The organism is Cryobacterium sp. Hh7, assembly GCF_004403155.1.
Classification (GTDB): Bacteria; Actinomycetota; Actinomycetes; order Actinomycetales; family Microbacteriaceae; genus Cryobacterium; species Cryobacterium levicorallinum.
Genome location: NZ_SOHG01000027.1, coordinates 1 through 22,493 on the forward strand (window position 1 = coordinate 1; position 22,493 = coordinate 22,493).

Consider the following 22,493-nt stretch of genomic DNA (forward strand, 5'->3'; position numbering starts at 1 on the left):
CTCTCCGAGCGGACGCAACGCCACATCCCGATACCGGTGCCGACCGCTCAGCCGATCTCACAACGCCCCACCCCGGAGCAAAAAAAACACTCTAGAGACCCGCCGGGCCGGCTGAACCCATGTTATTCAGCAGCCTCCTAGGCTGAATGCATGGACCTTCTGCGCAATATTCTGCTCATTCTGCACTTCGTCGGCCTCGCCTCGCTACTCGGCGGCTTTCTGGTGCAGATCAAGCCGATCATTGCCGGCAAGGGCGCGATCGTCGCCGCCATGTTCCACGGTGCGCTGACCCAGCTGGTCACCGGCCTGCTCCTCGTCGGCGTCATCCAGGTGGGCGCCCTCGGCCACATCGACAACACCAAAATCGGCATCAAGCTGCTCGTGCTCATCGTGATCACCGTGCTGGTCATCGTGAACCGCAAGAAGCCGAGCGTCTCATCGCTCGTGCTCTGGGCCATTGGAGCCCTCACCCTGGTCAACGTGGTCATCGCGGTACTCTGGAAATAGCTTTTTCCCCGCGAAAGTCGGCACACCAGTGCTTCACGCGCAGTAGCCGCTGTCGCGCGTTGACCCAGACCCCCCGGGGGTAGGGTAATTGGTGACCTCTACACGCGGCCACACCATCATTCGTGCGTAAACGCTACCGCGGGAAGTCCGATCGACTTGCGGGTTTCGTTGGCGCTCAGCCATCACACCGGAGCGTTCCACCCCCATGTCAACAACCACAGCGTCAATTCCGACGCCGACCACACCGCTCAATCCGAAGAGCCGCGTCATCATGGCGAGCCTCATCGGCACGACCATTGAGTTCTACGACTTCTACGTTTACGCCACCGCCGCCGTCCTCGTGTTTCCGCACCTGTTCTTTCCCACCGGCAACGAGACCACCGCGTTGCTCGCCTCCTTCGCCGTGTTCGGCGCCGCCATGGTCGCCCGCCCGATCGGCGCCCTGTTCTTCGGCCACTTCGGTGACCGCAAGGGACGCAAGGCCACCCTGGTCGGTGCACTGCTCACCATGGGCATCGCGACGTTTTTGATCGGCCTCCTGCCGACCTACGACATGATCGGCTGGTGGGCACCGTTCATGCTCGTCATTCTGCGCCTGGCCCAGGGCTTCGCCCTCGGCGGGGAATGGAGCGGCGCTGCACTCGTGGCAACCGAAAACGCCCCGGTCGGCAAGCGTGCCTGGTACGGCACCTTCCCCCAGGTCGGCGCCCCGCTCGGCTTCATCATCGCCAACAGCCTGTTTCTCGGCCTCGCGCTCGCACTGCCGTCGACCGACCCGACCCGCCCGTCCGAGGCATTCCTCGAATGGGCCTGGCGCATCCCCTTCCTGTTCTCGGCCGTCATGGTCATCGTCGGACTCTGGGTGCGTCTGCGCCTGGTCGAAAGCGAGGTCTTCACGAAGGTCGTCCAGGCCAAGCGTGTCGAGAAGCTGCCGCTCGCTGCGGTATTCAAGTCGAACTGGCGCGAACTCATCCTCGGCACGTTCATCATGCTCGCCACCTACGTGCTGTTCTACCTGATGACCACGTTCACTCTCAGTTACGGCCGTGCCGCAACGGATGCCGCGCTGCCGGGGCTCGGATTCAGCTACAACACCTTCATCCTCATGATGATTCTCGGCGTGGTGTTCTTCGGAATTTTCACCCTCGCCTCCGGCCCGTGGGCCGACAAGCACGGGCGTCGCAAGACGCTCATCATCGTGACCATGTTCATCATCGTGTTCGGGTTTCTCTTCGTGCCCCTGCTCGGTGCCGGCGACCTCAGCGTCATGCTGTTCCTCATCGTCGGATTCTCACTCATGGGCATGACCTTCGGGCCGATGGGCGCGCTGCTGCCCGAGCTGTTCCCGACCAGCGTGCGCTACACCGGCTCCGCGTTCGCCTACAACATGAGCTCCATTCTCGGCGCGGCCGTCGCCCCGTTCATCGCCGTCTGGCTGTGGACAATCGGCGAGGGCAGCCCGTTCTGGGTCGGCATCTACCTCTCGATCATGGGCATCATCACCCTGATCGCGCTGATCCTGAGCCGCGAAACGAAGGACCTCGACCTGCACCGGTAGGTCCAGCCGCACCAGCATCCGCTCCCCCTTGCCGCTGGCGAGGGGGAGCGTTGTCTATGTCAGGAACAGGGCTTTCAGGCGACGGGTGGTCATGACCACGCCGATCACGATCATGACGGCGTAGTAGAGCACGTGCCAGAGCAGGCCAGCATCCACCTGGCCGGTGGTCAGGCCGCGCACGAGCTCGACACCATGCCAGAGCGGCAGCGCCTGAATCACATACTGAACGCCCGGCGGATACACGCTCAGCGGGTAGAACGTGGCCGAGAACAAAAACATCGGTAGCAGCACGAAGGTGATCCAGTCCATCTGCTGGAACGTCTTCATATAACTGGTCACCGCCATGCCGACGGATGCGAATCCAAACGCGATCAGCAGCACCGCCGGCAGCGCGAGCAGCGCCCACCAGGACAGGTTCAGGCCGAGCGCCTGCATCACGAGCAGGAATCCGGTCGCGTAGAGCAGCCCCCGCGCCAGGGCGAGCGAGATCTCGCCGAGCGCCACGTCGAGCGGGCCAAGCGCGGTGGCCAGCATCCCCTCGTAGAGTTTGGCGAATTGCATCTTGAAGAAGACGTTCCAGGTCGAATCGTAGATGGCACCGTTCATCGCGGCGACGGCGAGCAGCGCCGGGGCGATGAAAGCGGCGTACGGCACGCTCTGGCCGTCGTCGGTCTGTACCTGGCCGATCAGCGCCCCCAGGCCGAGGCCCATCGACAGCAGGTAAAAGATCGGCTCGACCATTCCGCTGAGCACAACGAGCGAGTTGGTGCTGCGCGTCGCGCGCCAGCCGCGCGCCATCACGCTGCGCGCATTACCGGCGTAATACTTACCGACACCACGGCTTCCGAACAGCCGTGGTGGGCGAGCAGCAGTGACGAGCGTCGACGAAAACCTCATTTGTTCAACCTCGCGGCCGTGAGGCGACGCGCCCAAATCCAGCCGACAGCGAGCAGGGCGGCCAGATAGAGCGCGTGCAGGACGCTCAGCCAGATCGGTTCCGGTCGGCCATAGGCGAAGACGCGGGACAGTTCGGTGCCGTGCCAGAGCGGTGAGATCCAGCCGAGCCACTGCAGGTAGGTCGGCAGCACGTCGAGCGGAAAGAACGTGCCGGAGAACAGCGTCATCGGCAGAATCACGAAGCGCTGCACCATGGCGAGCTGGCCGGTGTCGTCCTTGAGGGTGGCCGTGTACGCCATCAGGAGCGCGCCGAACGAGAGGCCGGTGAGTAGCGCCACGAGCACCGCCACGGCGCCGAGCGGGCCAGGAACCGCACCAAAAATGAGCATGAAGACATAGAAGATGGCGCAGGTGAGCAGCATGCGTGCCGCTACCGAGATGACGATGCCGTTGATGATCTGACCGGGTTGAATCGCACTCGCGTTCATACCGAAGAAGGTCGGGTTCCATTTGAAGCCGAGCATGATCGGGTAGCTGAACTCCTCGGAGGCAACTGCAATCGCGCTGCTCGCGAGCAGCGCCGGTGCGAGAAATTCGAGGTAGCTGACCCCGTTGACGGCGTTGTCGCCGAGATTGCCGTCGACCAGGCTGGCCAGGCCAACGCCCATCGCGTAGAGGTAGACGAGCGGGCTGCCGATCGCGGTGAACAGCACCGTCTGCGCGTACGACCGCATGACCCGAAACCGGTGCTCGGCCACATACCAGGAGCCGTAGCGGCGGGTGCGGGCGGCCGAGACGACAGCCGCCGCGACTGCCTGCGAACGGATGCTGTCGGTCGCCCCACCAGCATCCCGAGCGTTGTCGAAATCGCTCGCACTCATTCGATCAGGTTTCGGCCGGTGAGACGGAGGAACACGTCCTCGAGGCTGGAACGGCGTACCAGGCTCGTGATCGGGTGCAGGCCGGCCGCGGTCATCCGCTCTAATTCTCGCTCGCCGCTATCGCTGTAGACCAGAATGCGGTCGGGCAGCACGTCGACCCGTTCGCCGAAACCGCTGCCGCCGAAACTCTGAAGGCGGTCGGCGACCTCGGCGTTCTGGGCTGAGCCGAAGCGCACCTCGAGGACCTCGCGGGAGGAATACCGGCGGATCAGGTCGGCCGGAGAACCCTCGGCCATGATGCGGCCCTTGTCGACGACGATGAGGCGGTCGCAGAGCTGCTCGGCTTCGTCCATGTAGTGGGTGGTGACGAGCAGCGTCGTGCCCTGCTCCTTGAGTCGAAACAGTCGATCCCAGAGAATGTGGCGTGCCTGCGGGTCGAGTCCGGTGGTCGGCTCGTCGAGCAGCAGGATGCGCGGGTCGTTGATAAGCGCCCGGGCGATGGTGAGGCGCCGTTTCATGCCACCGGAGAGGTCGTCGACCTTGGCTGTGGCCTTGTCCTGGAGCTGGGCGAACTCGAGCAGTTCGTCAGCCCTGCGGGCGACTCGGGCGCGCGGCAGCCCGAAGTAGCGGCCGTAGACCAGCAGATTTTCCCGCACCTTCAGCTCGAGGTCGAGGTTGTTCTCCTGCGGCACCACGCCGAGTTGGGAACGAATCTCGGGACCGTACCGGTTCGGGTCGAGGCCGAGCACCGTGAGGTCGCCACTCGTGCGGGTGGACACCGCGCCGATCATGCGCATCGTCGTGGATTTTCCGGCGCCGTTGGGGCCGAGCAACCCGAAGGACTCCCCCGGGGCCACCTCGAAACTGATCCCGTCGACGGCGACGAAATCTTTCGAGTTTTTGACAGGATAACTCTTGACGAGATTCTGGGTGGCGATGACAGGCGCTGGCACAGTTCTAACCTAGACCGCCCCCGCTCCGGTGGGGATGGTTCGCATCTGCGGCGGTTAAGATTCATCAGTGACCACCGCAACCCGCACGCCCGATTCATCCGCTGCCCAGAAGGCCGTCAAACCGCCGCGCGGCCGACGCGGCCGGCCAGCCCCGACCGGTCCGCGCGCGAAGTTCAGCCAACTGCTGCCCTACCTGTTCGAGCACAAGAAGGTGCTCGGCGTCGTCATCGTCCTGAGCGTGCTCGGTGCGGCCGCGAGCCTGGCCCAGCCGCTGCTGGTGAGTCAGGTCATCACGATCGTGCAGGCCGGTGACCCGCTCGGTTCGCTGGTTGGAGTACTCATTGTGCTCGTGGTAATTTCGGGCCTGATCAGCGGGTACCAGCACTACCTGCTGCAGCGCACCGGTGAGGGAGTCGTGCTCTCCAGCCGCCGCAAGCTGGTCGGACGCCTGCTGCGCCTGCCGATCAGCGAGTTCGATGCGCGCCGCACCGGCGACCTCGTCTCCCGCGTCGGCAGCGATACCACGCTGCTGCGCGCGGTGCTCACGCAGGGGCTGGTCGAAGCGATCGGCGGCTCGCTCACCTTCATCGGCGCGCTCGTGGCCATGCTCATCATCGACCCGGTTCTGCTCGGGCTGACCGTGCTCGTGATCGCGGTGTCCGTGGTCACCGTCACCCTGTTGTCCCGGCGCATCCGCACCGCGAGCCAGGCCGCGCAGGCGAAGGTCGGTGACCTCGCCGCGAGCGTTGAGCGTGCCATCAGCGCCATTCGCACCGTGCGCGCCGCGAACGCGACCGAGCGTGAGACGTCCGTGATCGAAGAAGATGCCCGCGGCGCCTGGCGCATGGGTATCCAGGTCGCTAAGATCAGTGCCCTCGTCGTGCCGATCGCCGGCATCGCCATGCAGGTGTCTTTCCTGGTCGTGCTGGGCGTCGGCGGTTTTCGCGTTGCGAGCGACGCCATCACCGTGGCCAACCTGGTCGCGTTCATTCTGTTCCTGTTCATGATGATTATGCCGCTCGGCCAGTTCTTCGGCGCAATCACCTCGGTCAACGCGGCTCTCGGAGCGCTCGGCCGCATCCAGGAGATTATCGACCTGCCCGCCGAGGATCAGTTCGACCGCGACATCGCGCCGCTCGCCATGACGGTCGGCGCCGCCAACGACAAGGTCAACCCGGAAGCCGCCGCGATCAGCTTCGAGAACGTGCACTTCGGCTACGCGGTGGCTCAGGTTGAGGTCGCCGCTGGTTCAGACGCTGCGCCGACAACGGATACTGCCGGCTCGGTCGAAACGGACGCTGATCTCGACGCCGATTCCATCGGGGAGTCTTCCCTGGACCCGCGCCCGGTGCTTAAAGGAGTCTCGTTCAGCGCTCCGCGCGGGCTGCGCACCGCCCTTGTCGGGCCCAGCGGCGCTGGCAAGAGCACCATCCTCGCCCTGATCGAGCGGTTCTACGATGTCTCGGACGGCACCGTGCGGCTCGGTGGGCTGGATATTCGTTCGCTGGATCGCACCGCGCTGCGCGCGCAGATCGGCTACGTCGAGCAGGACGCCCCGGTCCTGGCCGGTTCGCTGCGCGACAATCTCACGCTCGCCACCCCCGATGCCACCGATGAGGACTGCATCAAGGTGCTGCAGGCGGTCAATCTGGGTGAAGTGCTCGACCGCGACCCAGCCGGGCTCGGCGCGGCGGTCGGCGAATCGGGTGTGAAACTCTCCGGCGGAGAACGCCAGCGGCTCGCGATCGCCCGGGCGCTGCTCGCGGCCCCGCCGATTCTTCTGCTCGATGAATCTACTTCCAGCCTCGACGGCAAGAACGAGCAGATGATGCGCGAAGCCATCGACGCCGTCGCGGTGGACCGCACGCTCATCGTGATCGCGCACCGCCTGTCCACCGTGGTCGACAGCGACCAAATCGTGGTCCTCGACCACGGCGAGGTCGTCGGCGTCGGCACCCACTCCGAACTCGTCGTCTCCACCCCCCTATATCGCGACCTGGCCAAGCACCAGTTGCTGGTCTAACACCCCGCGAGAGCGCAAAAAGTGCCCGATTGGAACTCTCAATCGGGCACTTTTTGCGCTCTCGCGTTCACTGGATGGAAGGGTAGCGCAGCGTCACCAGCTGGAACGGGCGCAATTCCAGGGTCAGGACGGCGTCATCCGTCGCAATGATGGCGGCCGGTGCGACTGGGCGCTCGAGCAGGTCCGTCTCGTGTGCTTCGGCTGCGGCGAATGAGCGGATGACCCGGGCCCGGGACCGGGTCCCGTGCGCCTCGTAGAGCCGCACGATCACGTCGCCACTGCCGTCTTCGGCGAGCTTGACCGCCTCGATGACCACGGCCGGGTTGTCGAGCGTGAAGAGCGGCTCGACCGGCGTAGAGCCGATGCCCGCCACGGTGCGCAGCGGTAGGTTCAGCCGGTAGCCCTCATATACCGCGTCGGGAATACTCGCGCCGACGCGGAGGGCGACGCGGAATTCGTGCTCGCCCTGATCGGCGGTCGGGTCGGGATAGACGGCGGCCCGTAGCAGAGTCAGTGCAACGGTCGTGCCGATGCGGGCCGCCGCTGCGGGCGGGGCCGTATCCGTCACCCGGTCGGGGCTGGCGGTGCTGCCGACGCGGACTTCTCCGTCACGGCGGGAACCCTGGCTGATGCTGGCATCCTCGCCGGGGCTGGAATACCCAGCTGCGTTCGCGTCCTGCCCGGTGCCGGGGTCACGCCGCGGAGCATCCGTTTCGCCTGGAGCAAACGCGGTGCGGATGATCGCGTGGCCATAGGTGGAGTCGTTGGCAACCGCGACGCCGAAACCCGGTTCGCCGACGTGGACCCAGCGGTGGGCGACGGTTTCGAAACGGGCAGCATCCCAGGAGGTGTTCGCATGCGTCGGGCGGAATATGTGCCCGAACTGGATCTCGGAGGAGGCCCGGTCGGCCTTGACGTCGAGCGGAAAGTTCAGTCGCAGCAGCTTCTGCCGCTCATGCCAGTCGATTTTGACGTGCAGGTCGATCGCGCTTGAATCCGACGTGAGAGTCACATCTTCGACGACCGAAGACTCGCCAAATCGTCGTGTGACGCGCACGCCGACCTGACCGACCGGGAGCTGGTTGAGCTGCTCAACCGAGTCGGCATCGGTGAGTTCCGCGAACAGGCGCGCATGCGGGGTGTCGATGTCCCAGGCATCCCACTGGGTGGGGGTGTCCCGGTGCAGGGTGAGCAGGTTGGCTCGCGCTCCGGCCGGCACGACCTGGCGGTCAACGTGCCGGTCGTACAGCGAGGTGAACAGTCCGTCGTCGTCGATCGTGACGGAGACGTGCTCGTTCGTCAGGACCCAGCCGGCCGGAGTGCGTGAGATTATGGCCCCGGCGTGCGCGGCGGCAGCGTCCCCCACCGCAGTCGCGGAAGCGCGCACGGGAGCAGTCTCCCCAGCATCCCGGCCCGTACCCTCCGCGCTCGTCGCCTCGTCACCCGCAGCACCGGCGCCGAGAGTATCGGCACCCCGAGTATCGGCGCTCGCGCTGCCGCCGAGCGCCGGCACGCCCGCCCGCGCATACGGCCCCGCATTGAGCACGACCGCGCCATCGCCCGGCCCGACGAGCGCACGAACGGATGCCTCGATCACCCCCTCCAGCGCGCCAGCGACCCGCACATACTCGCGCTCGGCCTGCTGGTGCACCCAGGCGATCGATGACCCCGGAAGGATGTCGTGGAACTGCTGCAGCAACACCGTCTGCCAAGCGTTCTCGAGTGCCGCGCGTGGATACTGCGCCCCCACGCGCACGGCGGCCGTCGTCGCCCACAGTTCCGCCTCCCGCAGCAGGTGCTCGCAACGCCGATTCCCCTGCTTGGTGCGAGCCTGGGAGGTGAGCGTGCCGCGGTGAAACTCCAGATACAACTCGCCCGACCAGACCGGCGGCGCCGCATACTCGGCCTCCGCCGCTTCAAAGAACCGCCGCGGGCTGGACAGTTCGACCGTCGGCGATCCCTCAAGCGACGCGGTACGGTGGGCAGCGGCGATCATCTCCTCGGTCGGACCGCCGCCACCGTCGCCCCAACCGAACGGCACGAGCGAGGTATTGGCCACGCCCTTCTCCGCGAACAACCGCTCGGCCCTGGCCAGTTCCAGACCGGAGAGCTGCGCGTTGTAGTCGGCAACCGGTGGAAAGTGAGTGAAGACGCGACTGCCGTCGAGACCTTCCCAGAGAAAGCTGTGGTGCGGAAACAGATTCGTGTCGTTCCAGGACAGCTTCTGGGTGAGAAACCAGCGACTGCCGGCGGCACGCACGATTTGAGGAAGTGCCGCGGAGTAGCCGAACGAGTCGGGCAGCCAGACTTCCAGCGGTTCCACCCCGAACTCGCGCAGAAAGAACCCCTTGCCGGCCACGAATTGCCGGGCCAGGGCCTCGCCGCCGGGCATGTTCGTGTCGGATTCAACCCACATCCCTCCGATCGGAACGAAGTTGCCGGCCGCGACGGCTTTACGCACGCGCTCGAACAGCTCCGGGTAGAACTGCTGGAGCCAGGCATACTGCTGCGCCGACGAGGCCGCGAACACAAAATCGGGGTGACGGTCGATCAGGTCGAGCACGTTGGACCAGGTGCGCGCGACCTTGCGCACGGTCTCGCGTACCGGCCAGAGCCAGGCGCTGTCGATGTGCGCGTGGCCGACCGCGTGCACCCGGTGCGCGCTGGCGTCGGCTGGGCTGGCGAGCACCGGAGCCAGGGCGGCGCGTCCGGCTTCCGCGGTGCCGCCCACATCGTCGGGGTCGAGCAGATCGAGGCAGCGTTCCAGGGCGCGCAGAATGTTCGCCCGCCGCGGCGATGCGGCCGAAAGCTCGCGGCGCAGTCCGTCGAGTGTGAACACGTCCTGCGCGAGCTGCCAGACCTGCGTATCGCGCTGGGCGACATCCGCTTGGCGAAGCAGGTACAGCGGCGTGCTGCCGGCGGTGCCAAGATCGCCGAGCAGGGTGGGAGTGAAGCTGAAGTCGGCGGCGATATTAGGGTTAGCGGCGGCCTCGATATAGAGGTCAATGGTGTCGCCGACCACCGTCACGGTGCGATTCAACGATTCCACGCCCTTGAGCACCCGGCCATTTGAGCTGTAGGCGGTGCCCTCGGCCTGGAAGCCCGGCACAGCGACGGTGAACCCGAGGTCGACGAGGACCTCGATGCGGGTATCGGCCAGGCCGGCCCATTGGGGCGGTACCAGTCCGGTGAGATGAAACCAGACAGTTCCCCACGGCCTTCCCCACGACTCGCCGACGACGAATGGTTCAAACGGATGCGAGACCGCTTCGGCAAACGAGACCGGCTCCCCCGGCGCGACCCAGGCGGTGACCGTGAGCGGCGCTGTGGCCCGGTAGATCGCCGGCTGCAGCCGTTCGAGAACGAACCGGTTCAGCCGGGCCTCGACCAGTGCGCTGTCGTCATGCATGCTGGCATCCTACGACCGCCGCGCGCGGGCCGTTCGGCCGGTTCCCGGCGGGGTCCTGCGCGATGCCGGTATCTGAGGCCCTGGGCCCACCTTGTGACACCCGGCCCACGATAGATCATGGGCCCGCTTTCCGGGCCCGGGCCCGGAAAGTAATGCACGCACGGGAGGTACACGAAGGGCCCCGCCACCTGCGTGACGGGGCCGTTCGCACTGCAGGAACTAGTCCTTGAGGTGGTAGCGCACGCTTGCGAGTTCGGCGCGCAATGCCGGCGGCACCTTGTCGCCGAACTTGTCGAAGTATTCTTCTGTGAGGTCGCACTCGGCGAGCCAGCTGGTCTGGTCGATCGCAAACAGCTGGTCAACGGATTCCTTGGACAGGTCGAGACCGTCCAGGTTCAGCGCACCTTCGGCCGGGAGCAGTCCGATCGGGGTGTCGACGGCGTCGGCGCTGCCCTCGATGCGACGAATCATCCATTCGAGAACCCGCGAGTTCTCACCGAATCCGGGCCAGATGAAGTCGCCGTCCGGGCCCTTGCGGAACCAGTTCACCTGGAAGATCGCCGGGGCGTTGATGCCGAGTTCCTTGCCGACCTTGAGCCAGTGGCCCCAGTAGTCGGCCATGTTGTAGCCGCAGAACGGCAGCATCGCGAACGGGTCGCGACGCAGCTCGCCGACGATGCCGTCAGCGGCCGCGGTCTTCTCGGAGGAGATCGTGGCTCCCATGAAGACGCCGTGCTTCCAGCTTCGGGCCTGGGCGACCAGCGGAACGTTGGTCGCTCGACGGCCGCCGAAGACGATGGCGTCGATCGGTACGCCGCCGGCCGCTTCCCAGTCGTCGGCGATCGACGGGCACTGGGCGGCCGCTACGGTGAAGCGCGAGTTCGGGTGGGCGGCGGTTCGACCGGAGTCGGGCGTCCAGTCCTTGCCCTCCCAGTCGATCAGGTGATCGGGAGCCTTGTCGGTGAGCCCTTCCCACCAGACATCTCCGTCGTCACGCAGGGCGACGTTGGTGAAGATCGTGTTGCCCCACATGGTGGAGACGGCGGTCGGGTTGGTGGTTTCACCGGTTCCGGGGGCGACTCCGAAGAAGCCGGCTTCCGGGTTGATCGCCCAGAGGCGTCCGTCTTCGCCCTGGCGCAGCCACGCGATGTCGTCGCCGATGGTCTCGACCTTCCAGCCAGGAATGGTCGGGCGCAGCATCGACAGGTTCGTCTTGCCACAGGCGGAGGGGAAGGCTGCTGCCACGTGGAACACGCCACCCTCGGGTGAGATCAGCTTGATGATCAGCATGTGCTCGGCCAGCCAGCCCTGATCGCGGCCCATCACCGACGCGATGCGCAGCGCAAAGGACTTCTTGGAGAGCAGGGCGTTTCCGCCGTAGCCGGAGCCGTAGGACCAGACCTCGCGGGTGTCGGGGAACTGCACGATGTATTTGTCATCGTTGCAGGGCCATTCCACGTCGGGACGGGTGATTCCCGATGCGTCGACGAGCGGGTACCCGACGCTGTGCACGGTGTGCACCCACGGGTCGCCGGCTTCGATCATGGTCAGCACGGTCTCGCCCATCCGCGTCATAATGCCCATGTTGAGCACGACATAGGGGGAATCGGTGATCTCAACGCCCAGCTGCGAGATGGGTCCGCCGAGCGGGCCCATCGAGAACGGCACGATGTACATTGTGCGACCGCGCATGCTGCCAGCGAAGACACCACGCAGTTCGGCGCGCATCTTGACCGGTGCGGCCCAGTTATTGGTGGGGCCGGCATCCGCTTCATCGTTGGAGCAGATGAAGGTGCGGTTTTCGACGCGGGCAACGTCTTTCGGGTTGGTGCGGGCGAGAAAGCTGTTGGGGCGCCATTCCGGGTTTAGGCGGATGAGCTGGCCGGAGGCGACGAGCAGTTTGGAGAGCTCGTTGGCCTCGCGCTTGGAGCCGTCGCACCAGACGATCGCGTCGGGCTCGGTCAGGCGGGCAATCTCATCAACCCAGGCCTGCAGGTTGGGGTCGGTGCTGCCCGTGCGCGTCGGGTACGAATCCCCGTTGGTCTGGAGGGAAGAGTTGGTGAGAGTCATATGCTGGCCTTTCCGGTCGCCGGGTATCAAGAAAAAGTTGCGAAGTGGTCAAAAACGTCGGGCCCCGTTGCTGTCAGACGCTCTGCGAAACCATAATTTCGTCTTACACACCAACAATGGCCCTGCTTTGAGCCCCAAACCCGCAATATTGCTACTTAAGAAATGCAGTTCTTTAGATATCGTTAAGGAATGTCGCCTCAAGCCTCCGATCTGATCCTGCTCGGCCATCGCATCCGTCACTTTCGGGGGGAGCGCGGTCTCACCCTCGACCAACTGGGTGCGCTCGTTCACCTCGCCGGCAGTCAGCTGTCGCTGATCGAGAACGGCCGCCGCGAGCCGAAGCTGTCGACCCTGCAGGATCTCGCGACGGCCCTCGCTGTGGACCTGGCCGAGCTGCTGCGCCGCGAAGCTCCAAACAATCGGGCGGCGCTCGAGATCGAACTGGACCGTGCCCAGAAAAATCCGCTCTACGGGGCCCTCGGCCTACCCGTCGTAAAAGTCACTAAGGGGATGCCGCTGCCCGCCATCGAATCGCTGCTCGGCCTGCACCGGGAGCTGTCCCGCCGGGCCAGCGAAGCCATCGCGACGCCGGAAGAGGCGCGGCGAGCTAACACCGAACTGCGCGAGCGGATGCGGGAACAGGGCAACTATCTGCCGGCCATCGAGGAACTGGTCGAGGAACGGGTGCGCGCGAGCGGCCATGTCTCCGGCGCGCTCACCCACCGCGAGGTCAGCGTCATGGCCGATCAGCTCGGATTCAGCCTGATCTACGTGAACGATCTGCCCAACTCCACCCGCTCGGTGACCGACCTGGCCAATGGGCGCATCTACCTGCCGCCCGCGTCGATTCCCGGCGGGCACGGCCTGCGGTCGATGGCCCTGCAGGCGATGGGGCACCGGCTGCTCGGGCACGAACGGCCGGGCAGCTACGCGGAGTTCCTCTGGCAGCGGCTCGAGATCAACTACTTCGCGGCGGCCTGTTTGATGCCGCGCGAGGCATCCGTCGCCTTTCTGTCGAATGCCAAGCAGGAGCGCGAGCTGTCGGTGGAGGACTTTCGCGACACCTTCGGCGTGACCCATGAGGCTGCAGCGTTGCGGCTGACCAACCTCGCCACCTCGCACCTCGATATGACCCTGCACTTTCTGCGCGTCAACGGCGACGGCGCTCTGCAAAAGGGGTACGAGAACGACGATCTGCCGTTTCCGGTGGACGTGACCGGGTCGATCGAGGGCCAGTACGTCTGCAAGCAGTGGAGCGCCCGCAGCGCCTTCACCCACACCAACCGCACCACCGAGTACTACCAGTACACCGACACCCCGGCCGGCACGTTTTGGTCGGCGACGCAGACCGGGTCAACGGATGCCGGTGAGTTTTCGATCAGCGTCGGCGTTCCGTTTGCGCAGGCGAAGTGGTTTCGCGGGCGGGAGACCACGCAGCGTACGGTGTCGCGCTGTCCCGATGAGTCGTGCTGTCGTCGGCCGAACTCGGATGCGGCCGCACGCTGGTCCGGCCGGGCCTGGCCGAGCGCCCGGCTGCACGCACACGTGCTGTCGCCGCTGCCGTCCGGCACGTTTCCCGGGGTCGACGACTCCGAGGTCTATGCGTTTTTGGAGGCGCACGCGGCAGAGTAGCCGGGTTATGTAGATTGGGATCAGGTTTGATCGCCAATAGTACCCAGGAGACCGCATGAGACTGATCGAGGCCCCGATTAGCCCCGCCTCGCCCACCCGGGTGCGCGCGCCCGACCGGACTCCCCTGCGCGTCGGTCTCGTGCAGCATCGCTGGCACGCGGACGACGCGGCGCTCGAGGCGGAGCTGGCCGAGGGCATCCGTTTGGCGGCTGAGTCTGGCGCCCGCATCGTGTTTCTGCCGGAACTGACCCTTAGCAAATACCCCGGCAATGTACGAGCCACCGGCATTCCCAAAGCGGATGCCGAGCAGCTCCTGGGCGGCCCCACCTTCGCTTTCGCGGCCGAACAGGCGCGGCTGCACAGCGTTATCGTGCACGCCTCGCTGTTCGAGCAGCCGGCTGAAGCCGACGAACCGAACGACCCACGCGGTTACAACACGGCCATTCTGGTGTCGCCAGCCGGCGAACTCCTCGGTCGCACGCGCAAAATGCATATCCCGGTCACGGCCGGGTATTACGAGGACACCTACTTTCGGCCGGGGCCGGCCGAGGACGCGTACCCGGTCTACGACGTGGCCGGTGCGCGCCTGGGGCTACCGACCTGCTGGGACGAGTGGTTTCCCGAGGTCTCCCGGCTGTACGGACTTGGCGGCGCCGAAATTCTCGCCTACCCGACCGCGATCGGATCGGAACCGCTGTTTCCGAACTTCGACACCCAGCCGATCTGGCAGCAGGTCATCGTGGCCAACGGCATCACGAGCGGACTGTTCGTGGTCGTGCCGAACCGGCACGGCGACGAGGGCGACCTCACCTTTTACGGCTCGTCGTTCATCTCCGACCCGTTCGGACGGGTGCTCGTGCAGGCGCCTCGCGGCGAGTCGGTGGCGCTCGTGGCCGACCTGGACCTGACCCAGCGCGAGGAGTGGCTCGCCCTGTTTCCCTTCCTGATGACTCGACGCCCGGACAGTTATGCCGGGCTGGTCGCGCCGGTCGACCCGGCACATCCGTTCGGATCGGCGACCGTATGACCTGGCGCATGCCGGCCGAAACCGCGCCGCAGGACCGTGTGTGGATGGCGTTTCCGGTGGGCGGCTACACCCTCGGCGACACTGCGACTGAAGCCCACGAAGCCCGCCGCACCTGGGCGGCGGTCGCCCACGCCGTGGCCGAATTCGAACCCGTGCGCATGGTCGTCGACCCCGCCGAGCGCGCCGTAGCCCGGCGCTATCTGTCGGCCGAGATCGAGGTGCTCGAGGCTCCGCTGAACGACAGCTGGATGCGCGACATCGGCCCGAGTTTCGTGCACGAAGACACCGGCCGGCTCGGCGCCGTCGACTGGACCTTCAACGGCTGGGGCGGCCAGGACTGGGCCACCTGGGACCACGATTCGAAGATCAGCCGATTCGTAGCGAATGCCGCCGGTGCAGCAGTCGTGTCGTCCGCGCTCGTGAACGAGGGCGGCGGAATCCACGTCGACGGCGCAGGAACCGTGCTGGCGACGGAGAGCGTGCAACTCGATTCGGGTCGCAACCCCGGCGCCACGCGCGCCTCGGTCGAGGCGGAGCTTCGCCGCACGATCGGCGCGGAGCACGTCGTCTGGCTGCCACGCGGCCTCACCCGCGACCACGAGCGATTCGGCACCCGTGGGCACATCGATATGGTCGCCGCGCTGCCATCGCCGGGCACGATTTTGCTGCACGCCCAGAACGATCCGGGTCACCCCGACTACCCGCTCACCCGCGAATTTCGCGGCCTGCTGGCCGACGCGCACGACGCGGCCGGGCGATCGTTCACAATCATCGACCTGCCGGCGCCCGCTGTGCTGAGCGACGACGAGGGGTTCGTGGACTACAGCTACGTCAATCATCTCGTCGTCAACGGCGGCGTCATCGCCTGCAGCTTCGGCGAGGAGCGGGCCGATTCCCTGGCCCGCGACGTGCTCGCGGCCGCCTATCCCGGGCGCCGCTTGGTGTCGGTCGACGCGCGGCCGTTGTTTGCGCGGGGCGGCGGCATCCACTGCATTACGCAGCAGCAGCCGACTGCGCCGCTGCCTGCCTGATCAGGCCTCGACCGGGCGACGCGCGTTGCGCCACAGTGCGAAGATCAACGGCAGAACGACGACGATTCCGAACATGAGATAGGCCACAGTGCCCAGCTCGTTGTGCAGTAGCTGGACGCCGAAAACCAGTAGGCCGACGTGGAGAATTCTCCAGCCCAGCATGGGCAGCTTCTGGCGAACCGTGGGATTCACATAGTTTCCCGAGCCTCGATTCTGCCCCGATATTCTCGCAGCTCCTGCCAGACCGAGGGCGGTCGAGATGGCGACGAGAATGACGCCCAGCAGAAGCTCCATTAGCGCTGTGCCCCTCTGGCGACCCGCCCATTGTGCCAGGCGCGAATCACGATGAACGGTCCCAGCACGGCAATGGTGAGCAGCACGAAAGCCCAGGCGCCGATCTCCGGCGTCATGAGGTTCGCGCCCCAGATCACCAGCGCGACGGCTCCGACATTCAACAAAACGGATGCCCGTGGCCGGCTCGGTGCGCTGGTGAACATGGGCAGCGGCGTCGTTGGGTTCGCCCAGGCCACGAGCAATACCCCGTAGACGGCACAGGCGAACCCGGCCAGAACGAGGATCGTGCCGAATATCACTGCCATACGATAGTTCCCCTGAAGAGTCGTTCCTTCGAACCTACAGCTCTACTTCGGCTGCATCCGAATCGCCCCGTCAAGGCGGATAGTTTCCCCATTGAGCATGGGATTCTCAATGATATGCCGCACCAGGAATGCGAACTCCTGAGGGTCACCGAGCCGGGACGGATGCGGCACCTGGGCTCCGAGAGAATCCCGCACCGGCTGCGGCAGCCCCTGCAGCATGGGCGTGTCGAAGATGCCGGGCGCGATCGACATCACTCGAATCAGGCTCTGCGCGAATTCGCGGGCGAGCGGAAGCGTCATCGCGGCGACGCCGCCCTTGGACGCGGCATAGGCGGCCTGCCCGATTTGCCCGTCGAAGGCAGCGACCGAGGCGGTGTTGACGATGACGCCGCGTTCGGCGCCGCCCTGGCGGCCCGGGTCTCCGACGGGTTCGGTGAGCTGCATCGCGGCGGCAGCCAGCCGCACGACGTTGAAGGTTCCGATCAGGTTGATGCGAATCGCCCGCTCAAAATCTTCAAGCGGCAGCGGGCCGTCGCGGCCGACCGTGCGGGCGCCGGGCGCGATGCCGGCGCAATTGATCACGATGCGAAGCGGCGCTTGGGCCACCGCCGCGTCGACGGCGGCCTGCACGTCGCCGGCGCTCGTCACGTCGCCCGCCACGAAGCGGGCCCGGTCGCCGAGCTCGGCGGCAATTGCGTCGCCGGGAGCGCCGGGGAGATCCAGCAATACGACGGATGCGCCGGCTTCGTGCAGGGTGCGAACGCAGGCCAGGCCGAGGCCGGAGGCGCCTCCGGTAATGAGGGCGGAGCATCCGTCAATCTGCATTAGAGCCTCTCAATCAAGGTGGCGTTGGCCATGCCGCCGCCCTCGCACATGGCCTGCAGGCCCCAGCGACCGCCGGTCATTTCGAGGTGATTGAGCAGCGTGCCGAGCAGGCGCGTGCCCGAGGAACCGAGCGCGTGGCCGAGGGCGATGGCGCCGCCGCGCGGGTTGAGGCAATCGGGGTCGGCGTGAAGTTCGCGCAGCCAGGCCAGCGGCACGCTCGCGAAGGCCTCGTTGATCTCGTAGGCGTCGATATCGTCGATGGCGAGGCCGGCCCGCGAGAGGATGCGCTGGGTCGCCGGAATCACGCCGGTCAGCATAAGCATGGGGTCGCTTCCCACCACGGTGAAGCTGTGAAACCGGGCGCGCGGGTTCAGACCGAGCTGCGCGGCCCTCTTGGCGCTCATGATCAGGGTCGCCGAGGCGCCATCGGTGAGCGGTGAGGAGTTGCCGGCCGTGACGTGCCAGCCGAGCTTCGGAAAGCGTTCCGCGAGCGCGTCGGTACGAAAGGCGGGGCGCAGTCCGGCCAGTGAAGCATGCGAGGTGCCCGGGCGGATGGTCTCGTCCTCACTGATCACGCTGCCGTCCGGCCGGGTGACGGCCACGATTTCGCCGCCGAAATCACCCCGGTCAGCCGCCGATGCGGCGAGCCGGTGCGAGCGGGCCGCGTAGTTGTCGAGGGCGTCGCGGCCCAGGTTCCACTTCTGATTGATGAGCTCGGCCGACACCCCCTGGTTGACCAGGCCATCGGGGTAACGCTCGTGCATGAGCGTGCCGAACGGGTCCTGCCCGCCGGCCGTAGACCCGAGGGGTACCCGACTCATCGACTCGACGCCGCAGGCGATCACCACGTCGGCGTTGCCGCTCATCACGGCCTGGGCGGCGAAAGTGGCGGCCTGCTGGCTCGAGCCGCACTGCCGATCGATCGTGGTGCCGGGCACGGTGTGCGGAAAGCCGGCACTCAGCAGGGCGGTGCGGGTCACGTTATTGCCCTGCTCGCCGGCTTGGCTGACACAGCCGCCGATCACGTCATCGATCAGTGCCGGGTCGAGGTTGTTGCGGCTGACCAACTCACGCAGCACCGTGGCCAGGAGGTCGGCCGGATGGATGCCGTCCAGGGCTCCACCGGGTTTGCCCCGGCCCGACGGGGTGCGCAGAACGTCGATGATGACAGCTTCATTGCTCATGCCCCCAGCCTAGGCCCGCCGGGCTCGGGTGGCAGAAGGGGTTACCCGGACAGCGCCCACATCGCGACGGCACTCGCGGCGGCGACGTTGAGGGAGTCGATGCCGTGCTTCATCGGAATCTGCACGACGGTGTCCGAGGCGGCGAGTGCCTCGGGGGTGAGTCCCTCGCCCTCGGCGCCGAGCAACAGGGCCAGACGTTCGTGAGCGGTACCGTCAAAATCGCGCAGGCTGACTGCATCCGGCGTCAGCGCCAGGGCCGCCACATGAAAGCCGTGCCGGGTGAGTAGGGCGCGGGTCTCGGTCCAGTCGCCGGCGCGGGTCCACGGCACCTGCAGCACCGTACCCATCGAGACCCGGATGGCGCGACGGTAGAACGGGTCGGAACAGCGCGGCGTGACCAGAATGGCATCCGCTCCGATGGCACCGGCCGAGCGAAAGATGGCGCCGACGTTGGTCGGGTCGGCCACGTTTTCGAGGATGACGATGCGACGCGCATCGGCCAGCAGGCTGTCGGCGCTCGGCAGTTCGGGTCGGTGCATCGCGGCGATCAAGCCACGGTGCAGAATGTAGCCGGTGAGGTCGGCGAGCAGCGCGCTGGGGCCGACGAACACCGGAACCTCCGCCGCGTAGGCACCAAGCACGGCGAGCGCTTCGTCGGCCGTGTTGCCGAGCGCGAGCACGGAGCGTGGAATGTGCCCGGCGCGCAGGGCACGCTCGAGAACCAGGGCCGATTCGGCGATATAGAGGCCGTGCTCGGTGCCGCGGGCCTTCTTGAGGGCCACGTCGGTGAGGTGGGCATAGTCGACCAGTCGCGGGTCGCTCAGGTCGTCGATCGCGATCAGGGGCATCCGCAAAGTCTAGCCAGCGGCGCGGTACACCCGGCGCGAGCGGCATAACTCCTGCAATTTCACGGACCCGGCCGCGCGGGCCCCGGAAATCCGGGGCCCGCGCCGGGTCGACGCTCAGATTGCAGGAGTTATGCCGGACGAAGCTACTTCGTGGACACCGTCTGCACAGCCAGGGCGAGCGTGCCGTCGGCGAGGCTGCCCCAGGCGTAGACGATGGTGTTCGTGCTCGCGGCAATGGCCACGTCGGCCGGCCCAATGAGTGCCGCGGTGGTTCCGGCAGCCGCAACCGCGGCCGAGATGGTGCCGACCGGCAGCACCAGCACGGACTCGTTCGGGTTGGTCAGGCCGGTGATGGCCGGAGCACCGTTCGCGAGTACGTCCACCGCGGGAGCAGCGGCGACGTGACGCACGGTCAGGCGGCCTTGGCCGGCGCCGGTCGCGGAGGTATCGTTGGCGAACAAGGCCGCGGTCGGAACTCCGGCCTCGGTCAGGTGGGCGACAGCCGTGTAGTTGACGCCCGCGGCAACCGCGAGGTCGACCGGGCCGATCACGGGAGCGCTCGCGTCAACGGCATCTGCTGCGGTGATGGCGAGGGTGTAGCTGCCGGCCGGAAGGCGGAACGTCTTCGTGAGGGTGCCGGGTTCGAAGTCGTCAATGACCTTGCGGTTGTCGACGTACACGTCGACCACGACGCCCGGAATGGCGTGCAGCACCGAAACGGAGGCCGGCGCTGCGGCCCGCGTGCGCACCGTCTGCACGTAGAGGGCCAGGTTGCCGTCGGCGAGACTGCCCCAGGCGTAGACGATGGTGTTGGTGCGCGGGGCGATCGTGACTTCCGCCGGGCCGAGCAGCGGCGCGGTCGTTCCGGTGGCGGCCACGACGGCGCTGATCGTGCCGACCGGCAGATCGAGCACGGCCTGCGACGGATTGGTCAGGCCGGCGACGGCAACGGCGCCGTTGGCGAGAACGTCAACGGCCGGAGCGGCCGCAACGTGGCGCACGGTGAGGCGGCCCTGTCCGGCGGCCAGCGGCTTGGTGTCATCGTTGTACAGGGTGGCGGTGGGAAGGCCGGCATCCGTGAGGTGGGCAACCGCCGTGAAACTGCGATTGGCCGTGACCGTGACTGTCGTCGAGCCGCTCACGGCGATCGACGGAAGCGGCGAGCCGTTGGCGCTGCCGCCGACTTCGAGGGAATCTGCCGCGGAGATTCCGACGGTGTGGGTGCCGGCCGTGAGCTTCAGCGGGCCGAGCAGGGTTCCAGGCATGAAATCGGCGACGACGACGCGACCGTCGACCGAGATGTCGAGGGTCAGTCCGGGAATGGCGTGCAGCACCGACACGGATGCCATACCCGGTGAAGCGGATGCCGCGGGAACGGCCGCCTGCGCCGGCGCGAGCCCGGCGAGTGCGACGAGAAGGCCGGCGGAAATTCCGACGGCGATGGACTTGCGCATTGCTACCTCCAGGTTGGTCGTTACGGAAGGCGGCTGTGCCTCCCTGGTAACAACTTCTCCGGTCGGGCGCGTTTCGGATGCACCACGGCGACTTATTTGGAGAAACGACTCAGAGCGCGTGTAATTCGCCGCGCACGATTGAGTCGCCGGAGTGTGCCGGGTCGCCGTCGGCGGGTTCGGCGGACACGTCCACCAGCGGGTATTGGGCGAGGTCGACGCTCGCGGGGATAGTGAAACGACCGGTGGCACCGTCGAGGAATCCGATGCTGACCAGGCCGGACGCATCCGCTTTGAGCAGCCAGACCTCGCGCAGGCCGGTGCCCGGCGGATTCGGCGCGTCGAGGTCGACGACGACCGAGCGGCGGCCGTCGGCGGTTTGCTCGACCCGGACCGACCCGCTCGCGGCCCATCCCGGCAGGGCGTCGAGGGCGCCTTCGGCTACGACTCGCTCGGGTGGCGGGCCGGCGGTGCTCGCCACGCCGATGGCGATGCCGCCGATCAAGCCGATCAGGCCGGCGGCTGCCGCGAACGGGACCCAGCGGCGGAGGGACAGCAGGCGCACGGGTGCTGGTTCGACCGACGACTCGGCCGTCGGTCCGGCCGCCGCCGGGTCGGCGACCGGCGAAGCAGGTGCCTGGGGCGGGGCCGCAGCATCCGTCGCGTCAGCGGTTTTCGTGAAGGGGGGTGGTGTGTGCACCGCGTTGCTCAGCCCGAGTTCGATCTGGATGCCTGCCCAGACGCCCGCAGGCGGGGTGAGCAGCGAATCGTCCCCGACGGCACGACCGAGTTGCACGACCTGCCACAGGGCGAGGTATTCCCCGGGGCACTCGGCGCAGGTGGCGAGGTGGGCCCGTTCCGCCGCGCTCGCGTCGACCTCGGCCAGCGCGAGCAGGTGCAGGTCGTCCGCGGCGATGTGGGTGCCATCAAGAGGAGTCATCGGACACCTCCAACCGGGTGCGGAGGCGGGTCAGGCTGCGCCGCATGTGGCTCTTGACCGTGCCGAGCGGCAGCCCCAGGCTGTCGGCGATCTGCACCTGGGTGAGATCGTCGAAGAAGGCGAGGCGCATCACCTGCCGGGGCACGGGTTCGAGCCGGTCGATTTCGTCGCCGACCAGCACCCGGTTGACGACACTCAAACTGTCATCGACGCGGTGTGCCGGGATGGTCGCGGCGAGTGAGTCTTCGAGCCGCCGCTGGCGACTGCGTGCCTCGTGGGTGTCGGCAATCACGTGCCTCGTAATGCCGATCAGCCACGCCGGAAGCCGGGAACGGGCCGGGTCGAACCTACCGCGCCCCCGCCAGGCGGCAATGAATACCTTCTGGGTGACGTCTTCGGCGTCGGACGCATTGGCGAGGGAGCGCACGGCGATCGTAAATACCAACGGTGACCAGCGGTCATACGCCGCGGCCAGGGCGCGCTCATCACCGTCCTGAAAGGCGCGGTCGAGGGACGCGTCATCGTCGGTAGGTGCGCTCACGTGAGGGTGGGTCCTTCGGGCCGAAACACGTACCGGGCAGGGGTTCGGCGATCGCACTGTGAGAGTGACAACCTCCGCGCGCACCAGCATAGTGAGTTTCCTTCAACTCGGTTGCAG

General features: G+C 66.8%; 19 protein-coding genes and 1 pseudogene. 6 read left to right on the forward strand and 14 right to left on the reverse strand.

The window, feature by feature from the left end:
• The first annotated feature begins 150 nt into the window (after positions 1 to 150).
• A complete protein-coding gene (locus E3T43_RS09705) occupies positions 151 to 507 on the forward strand; it encodes a hypothetical protein (RefSeq protein ID WP_134441963.1) in 357 nt (118 codons plus the stop codon).
• 205 nt (positions 508 to 712) lie between these two features.
• Positions 713 to 2,065: an MFS transporter gene (locus tag E3T43_RS09710; RefSeq protein WP_198414343.1), complete on the forward strand. Its 1,353-nt coding sequence runs from the start codon at positions 713 to 715 to the stop codon at positions 2,063 to 2,065.
• Positions 2,066 to 2,119: 54 nt separating this feature from the next.
• Here the strand turns inward: E3T43_RS09710 and E3T43_RS09715 are convergent, their stop codons facing one another.
• From E3T43_RS09715 to E3T43_RS09725, 3 genes are read right to left on the reverse strand one after another with little or no spacing between them, the layout of a single operon-like run.
• The gene (locus E3T43_RS09715; RefSeq protein ID WP_134472305.1) at positions 2,120 to 2,962 is read right to left on the reverse strand and encodes an ABC transporter permease; all 843 of its coding nucleotides are present in this window, start codon (positions 2,960 to 2,962) and stop codon (positions 2,120 to 2,122) included.
• The gene (locus E3T43_RS09720) at positions 2,959 to 3,843 is read right to left on the reverse strand and encodes an ABC transporter permease (RefSeq protein ID WP_134472306.1); all 885 of its coding nucleotides are present in this window, start codon (positions 3,841 to 3,843) and stop codon (positions 2,959 to 2,961) included. Before E3T43_RS09720 ends, E3T43_RS09715 begins: the two co-directional genes overlap by 4 nt.
• Positions 3,840 to 4,796 carry an ABC transporter ATP-binding protein gene (locus E3T43_RS09725; protein WP_134441958.1) on the reverse strand — a complete coding sequence of 319 codons (957 nt, stop codon included), beginning with the start codon at positions 4,794 to 4,796 and terminating at the stop codon, positions 3,840 to 3,842. Before E3T43_RS09725 ends, E3T43_RS09720 begins: the two co-directional genes overlap by 4 nt.
• A 67-nt stretch (positions 4,797 to 4,863) precedes the next feature.
• Between E3T43_RS09725 and E3T43_RS09730 the strand changes: the two genes are divergently transcribed.
• Complete coding sequence (locus E3T43_RS09730; RefSeq protein ID WP_134472307.1) at positions 4,864 to 6,819, forward strand: ABC transporter ATP-binding protein; 1,956 nt, start codon at positions 4,864 to 4,866, stop codon at positions 6,817 to 6,819.
• A 67-nt stretch (positions 6,820 to 6,886) separates the two neighbouring features.
• Here the strand turns inward: E3T43_RS09730 and E3T43_RS18760 are convergent, their stop codons facing one another.
• Together E3T43_RS18760 and E3T43_RS09745 are read right to left on the reverse strand one after the other, a co-directional pair.
• Positions 6,887 to 10,228 (reverse strand): glycoside hydrolase family 38 C-terminal domain-containing protein, encoded by a 3,342-nt coding sequence (locus tag E3T43_RS18760; protein ID WP_166791293.1) that lies wholly within the window; start codon positions 10,226 to 10,228, stop codon positions 6,887 to 6,889.
• A 219-nt stretch (positions 10,229 to 10,447) separates the two neighbouring features.
• Entirely contained in the window at positions 10,448 to 12,298 is a 1,851-nt protein-coding gene (locus E3T43_RS09745; protein ID WP_134472308.1) for a phosphoenolpyruvate carboxykinase (GTP), read from the reverse strand.
• A 189-nt stretch (positions 12,299 to 12,487) separates the two neighbouring features.
• Between E3T43_RS09745 and E3T43_RS09750 the strand changes: the two genes are divergently transcribed.
• From E3T43_RS09750 to E3T43_RS09760, 3 genes are read left to right on the forward strand one after another with little or no spacing between them, the layout of a single operon-like run.
• Positions 12,488 to 13,930: a helix-turn-helix domain-containing protein gene (locus tag E3T43_RS09750; protein ID WP_134472309.1), complete on the forward strand. Its 1,443-nt coding sequence runs from the start codon at positions 12,488 to 12,490 to the stop codon at positions 13,928 to 13,930.
• A 55-nt stretch (positions 13,931 to 13,985) separates the two neighbouring features.
• A complete protein-coding gene (locus tag E3T43_RS09755) occupies positions 13,986 to 14,957 on the forward strand; it encodes a nitrilase-related carbon-nitrogen hydrolase (protein ID WP_134472310.1) in 972 nt (323 codons plus the stop codon).
• A complete protein-coding gene (locus E3T43_RS09760; protein WP_134472311.1) occupies positions 14,954 to 15,988 on the forward strand; it encodes an agmatine/peptidylarginine deiminase in 1,035 nt (344 codons plus the stop codon). Before E3T43_RS09755 ends, E3T43_RS09760 begins: the two co-directional genes overlap by 4 nt.
• Here the strand turns inward: E3T43_RS09760 and E3T43_RS09765 are convergent, their stop codons facing one another.
• From E3T43_RS09765 to E3T43_RS09800, 9 genes and pseudogenes are all read right to left on the reverse strand, one after another.
• Positions 15,989 to 16,282, reverse strand: coding sequence for a hypothetical protein (locus E3T43_RS09765; protein WP_134472312.1), 294 nt, complete (start codon positions 16,280 to 16,282; stop codon positions 15,989 to 15,991).
• The gene (locus E3T43_RS09770; protein WP_134472313.1) at positions 16,282 to 16,587 is read right to left on the reverse strand and encodes a hypothetical protein; all 306 of its coding nucleotides are present in this window, start codon (positions 16,585 to 16,587) and stop codon (positions 16,282 to 16,284) included. The genes E3T43_RS09765 and E3T43_RS09770 overlap by 1 nt, the downstream gene beginning before the upstream one ends.
• Positions 16,588 to 16,629: 42 nt before the next feature.
• On the reverse strand, positions 16,630 to 17,412 hold the full coding sequence (locus E3T43_RS09775) for an SDR family NAD(P)-dependent oxidoreductase (RefSeq protein ID WP_092448943.1): 783 nt from the start codon (positions 17,410 to 17,412) through the stop codon (positions 16,630 to 16,632).
• Entirely contained in the window at positions 17,412 to 18,596 is a 1,185-nt protein-coding gene (locus tag E3T43_RS09780; protein ID WP_134472314.1) for a thiolase family protein, read from the reverse strand. Before E3T43_RS09780 ends, E3T43_RS09775 begins: the two co-directional genes overlap by 1 nt.
• Before the next feature lie 41 nt (positions 18,597 to 18,637).
• The gene (locus E3T43_RS09785; RefSeq protein WP_134472315.1) at positions 18,638 to 19,444 is read right to left on the reverse strand and encodes an RNA methyltransferase; all 807 of its coding nucleotides are present in this window, start codon (positions 19,442 to 19,444) and stop codon (positions 18,638 to 18,640) included.
• A gap of 143 nt (positions 19,445 to 19,587) precedes the next feature.
• Positions 19,588 to 20,214 carry a DUF4397 domain-containing protein gene (locus tag E3T43_RS19730; protein WP_370449930.1) on the reverse strand — a complete coding sequence of 209 codons (627 nt, stop codon included), beginning with the start codon at positions 20,212 to 20,214 and terminating at the stop codon, positions 19,588 to 19,590.
• 207 nt (positions 20,215 to 20,421) lie between these two features.
• Positions 20,422 to 20,898, reverse strand: a pseudogene (locus E3T43_RS19735) (DUF4397 domain-containing protein); the annotation flags it as partial.
• 109 nt (positions 20,899 to 21,007) lie between these two features.
• Positions 21,008 to 21,835, reverse strand: a complete 828-nt coding sequence (locus E3T43_RS09795) for an anti-sigma factor (protein ID WP_134472316.1) — start codon at positions 21,833 to 21,835, stop codon at positions 21,008 to 21,010.
• Positions 21,822 to 22,376: an RNA polymerase sigma factor gene (locus E3T43_RS09800; protein WP_241978907.1), complete on the reverse strand. Its 555-nt coding sequence runs from the start codon at positions 22,374 to 22,376 to the stop codon at positions 21,822 to 21,824. The genes E3T43_RS09795 and E3T43_RS09800 overlap by 14 nt, the downstream gene beginning before the upstream one ends.
• Positions 22,377 to 22,493 lie beyond the last annotated feature (117 nt).

Coding starts and splice junctions, on each gene's coding strand:
- E3T43_RS09705 (WP_134441963.1), top strand. CDS start 151: ATGGACCTTCTGCGCAATATTCTGCTCATTCTGCACTTCGTCGGCCTC.
- E3T43_RS09710 (WP_198414343.1), top strand. CDS start 713: ATGTCAACAACCACAGCGTCAATTCCGACGCCGACCACACCGCTCAAT.
- E3T43_RS09715 (WP_134472305.1), bottom strand. CDS start 2,962: ATGAGGTTTTCGTCGACGCTCGTCACTGCTGCTCGCCCACCACGGCTG.
- E3T43_RS09720 (WP_134472306.1), bottom strand. CDS start 3,843: ATGAGTGCGAGCGATTTCGACAACGCTCGGGATGCTGGTGGGGCGACC.
- E3T43_RS18760 (WP_166791293.1), bottom strand. CDS start 10,228: ATGCATGACGACAGCGCACTGGTCGAGGCCCGGCTGAACCGGTTCGTT.
- E3T43_RS09745 (WP_134472308.1), bottom strand. CDS start 12,298: ATGACTCTCACCAACTCTTCCCTCCAGACCAACGGGGATTCGTACCCG.
- E3T43_RS09750 (WP_134472309.1), top strand. CDS start 12,488: ATGTCGCCTCAAGCCTCCGATCTGATCCTGCTCGGCCATCGCATCCGT.
- E3T43_RS09755 (WP_134472310.1), top strand. CDS start 13,986: ATGAGACTGATCGAGGCCCCGATTAGCCCCGCCTCGCCCACCCGGGTG.
- E3T43_RS09760 (WP_134472311.1), top strand. CDS start 14,954: ATGACCTGGCGCATGCCGGCCGAAACCGCGCCGCAGGACCGTGTGTGG.
- E3T43_RS09765 (WP_134472312.1), bottom strand. CDS start 16,282: ATGGAGCTTCTGCTGGGCGTCATTCTCGTCGCCATCTCGACCGCCCTC.
- E3T43_RS09770 (WP_134472313.1), bottom strand. CDS start 16,587: ATGGCAGTGATATTCGGCACGATCCTCGTTCTGGCCGGGTTCGCCTGT.
- E3T43_RS09775 (WP_092448943.1), bottom strand. CDS start 17,412: ATGCAGATTGACGGATGCTCCGCCCTCATTACCGGAGGCGCCTCCGGC.
- E3T43_RS09780 (WP_134472314.1), bottom strand. CDS start 18,596: ATGAGCAATGAAGCTGTCATCATCGACGTTCTGCGCACCCCGTCGGGC.
- E3T43_RS09785 (WP_134472315.1), bottom strand. CDS start 19,444: ATGCCCCTGATCGCGATCGACGACCTGAGCGACCCGCGACTGGTCGAC.
- E3T43_RS09795 (WP_134472316.1), bottom strand. CDS start 21,835: ATGACTCCTCTTGATGGCACCCACATCGCCGCGGACGACCTGCACCTG.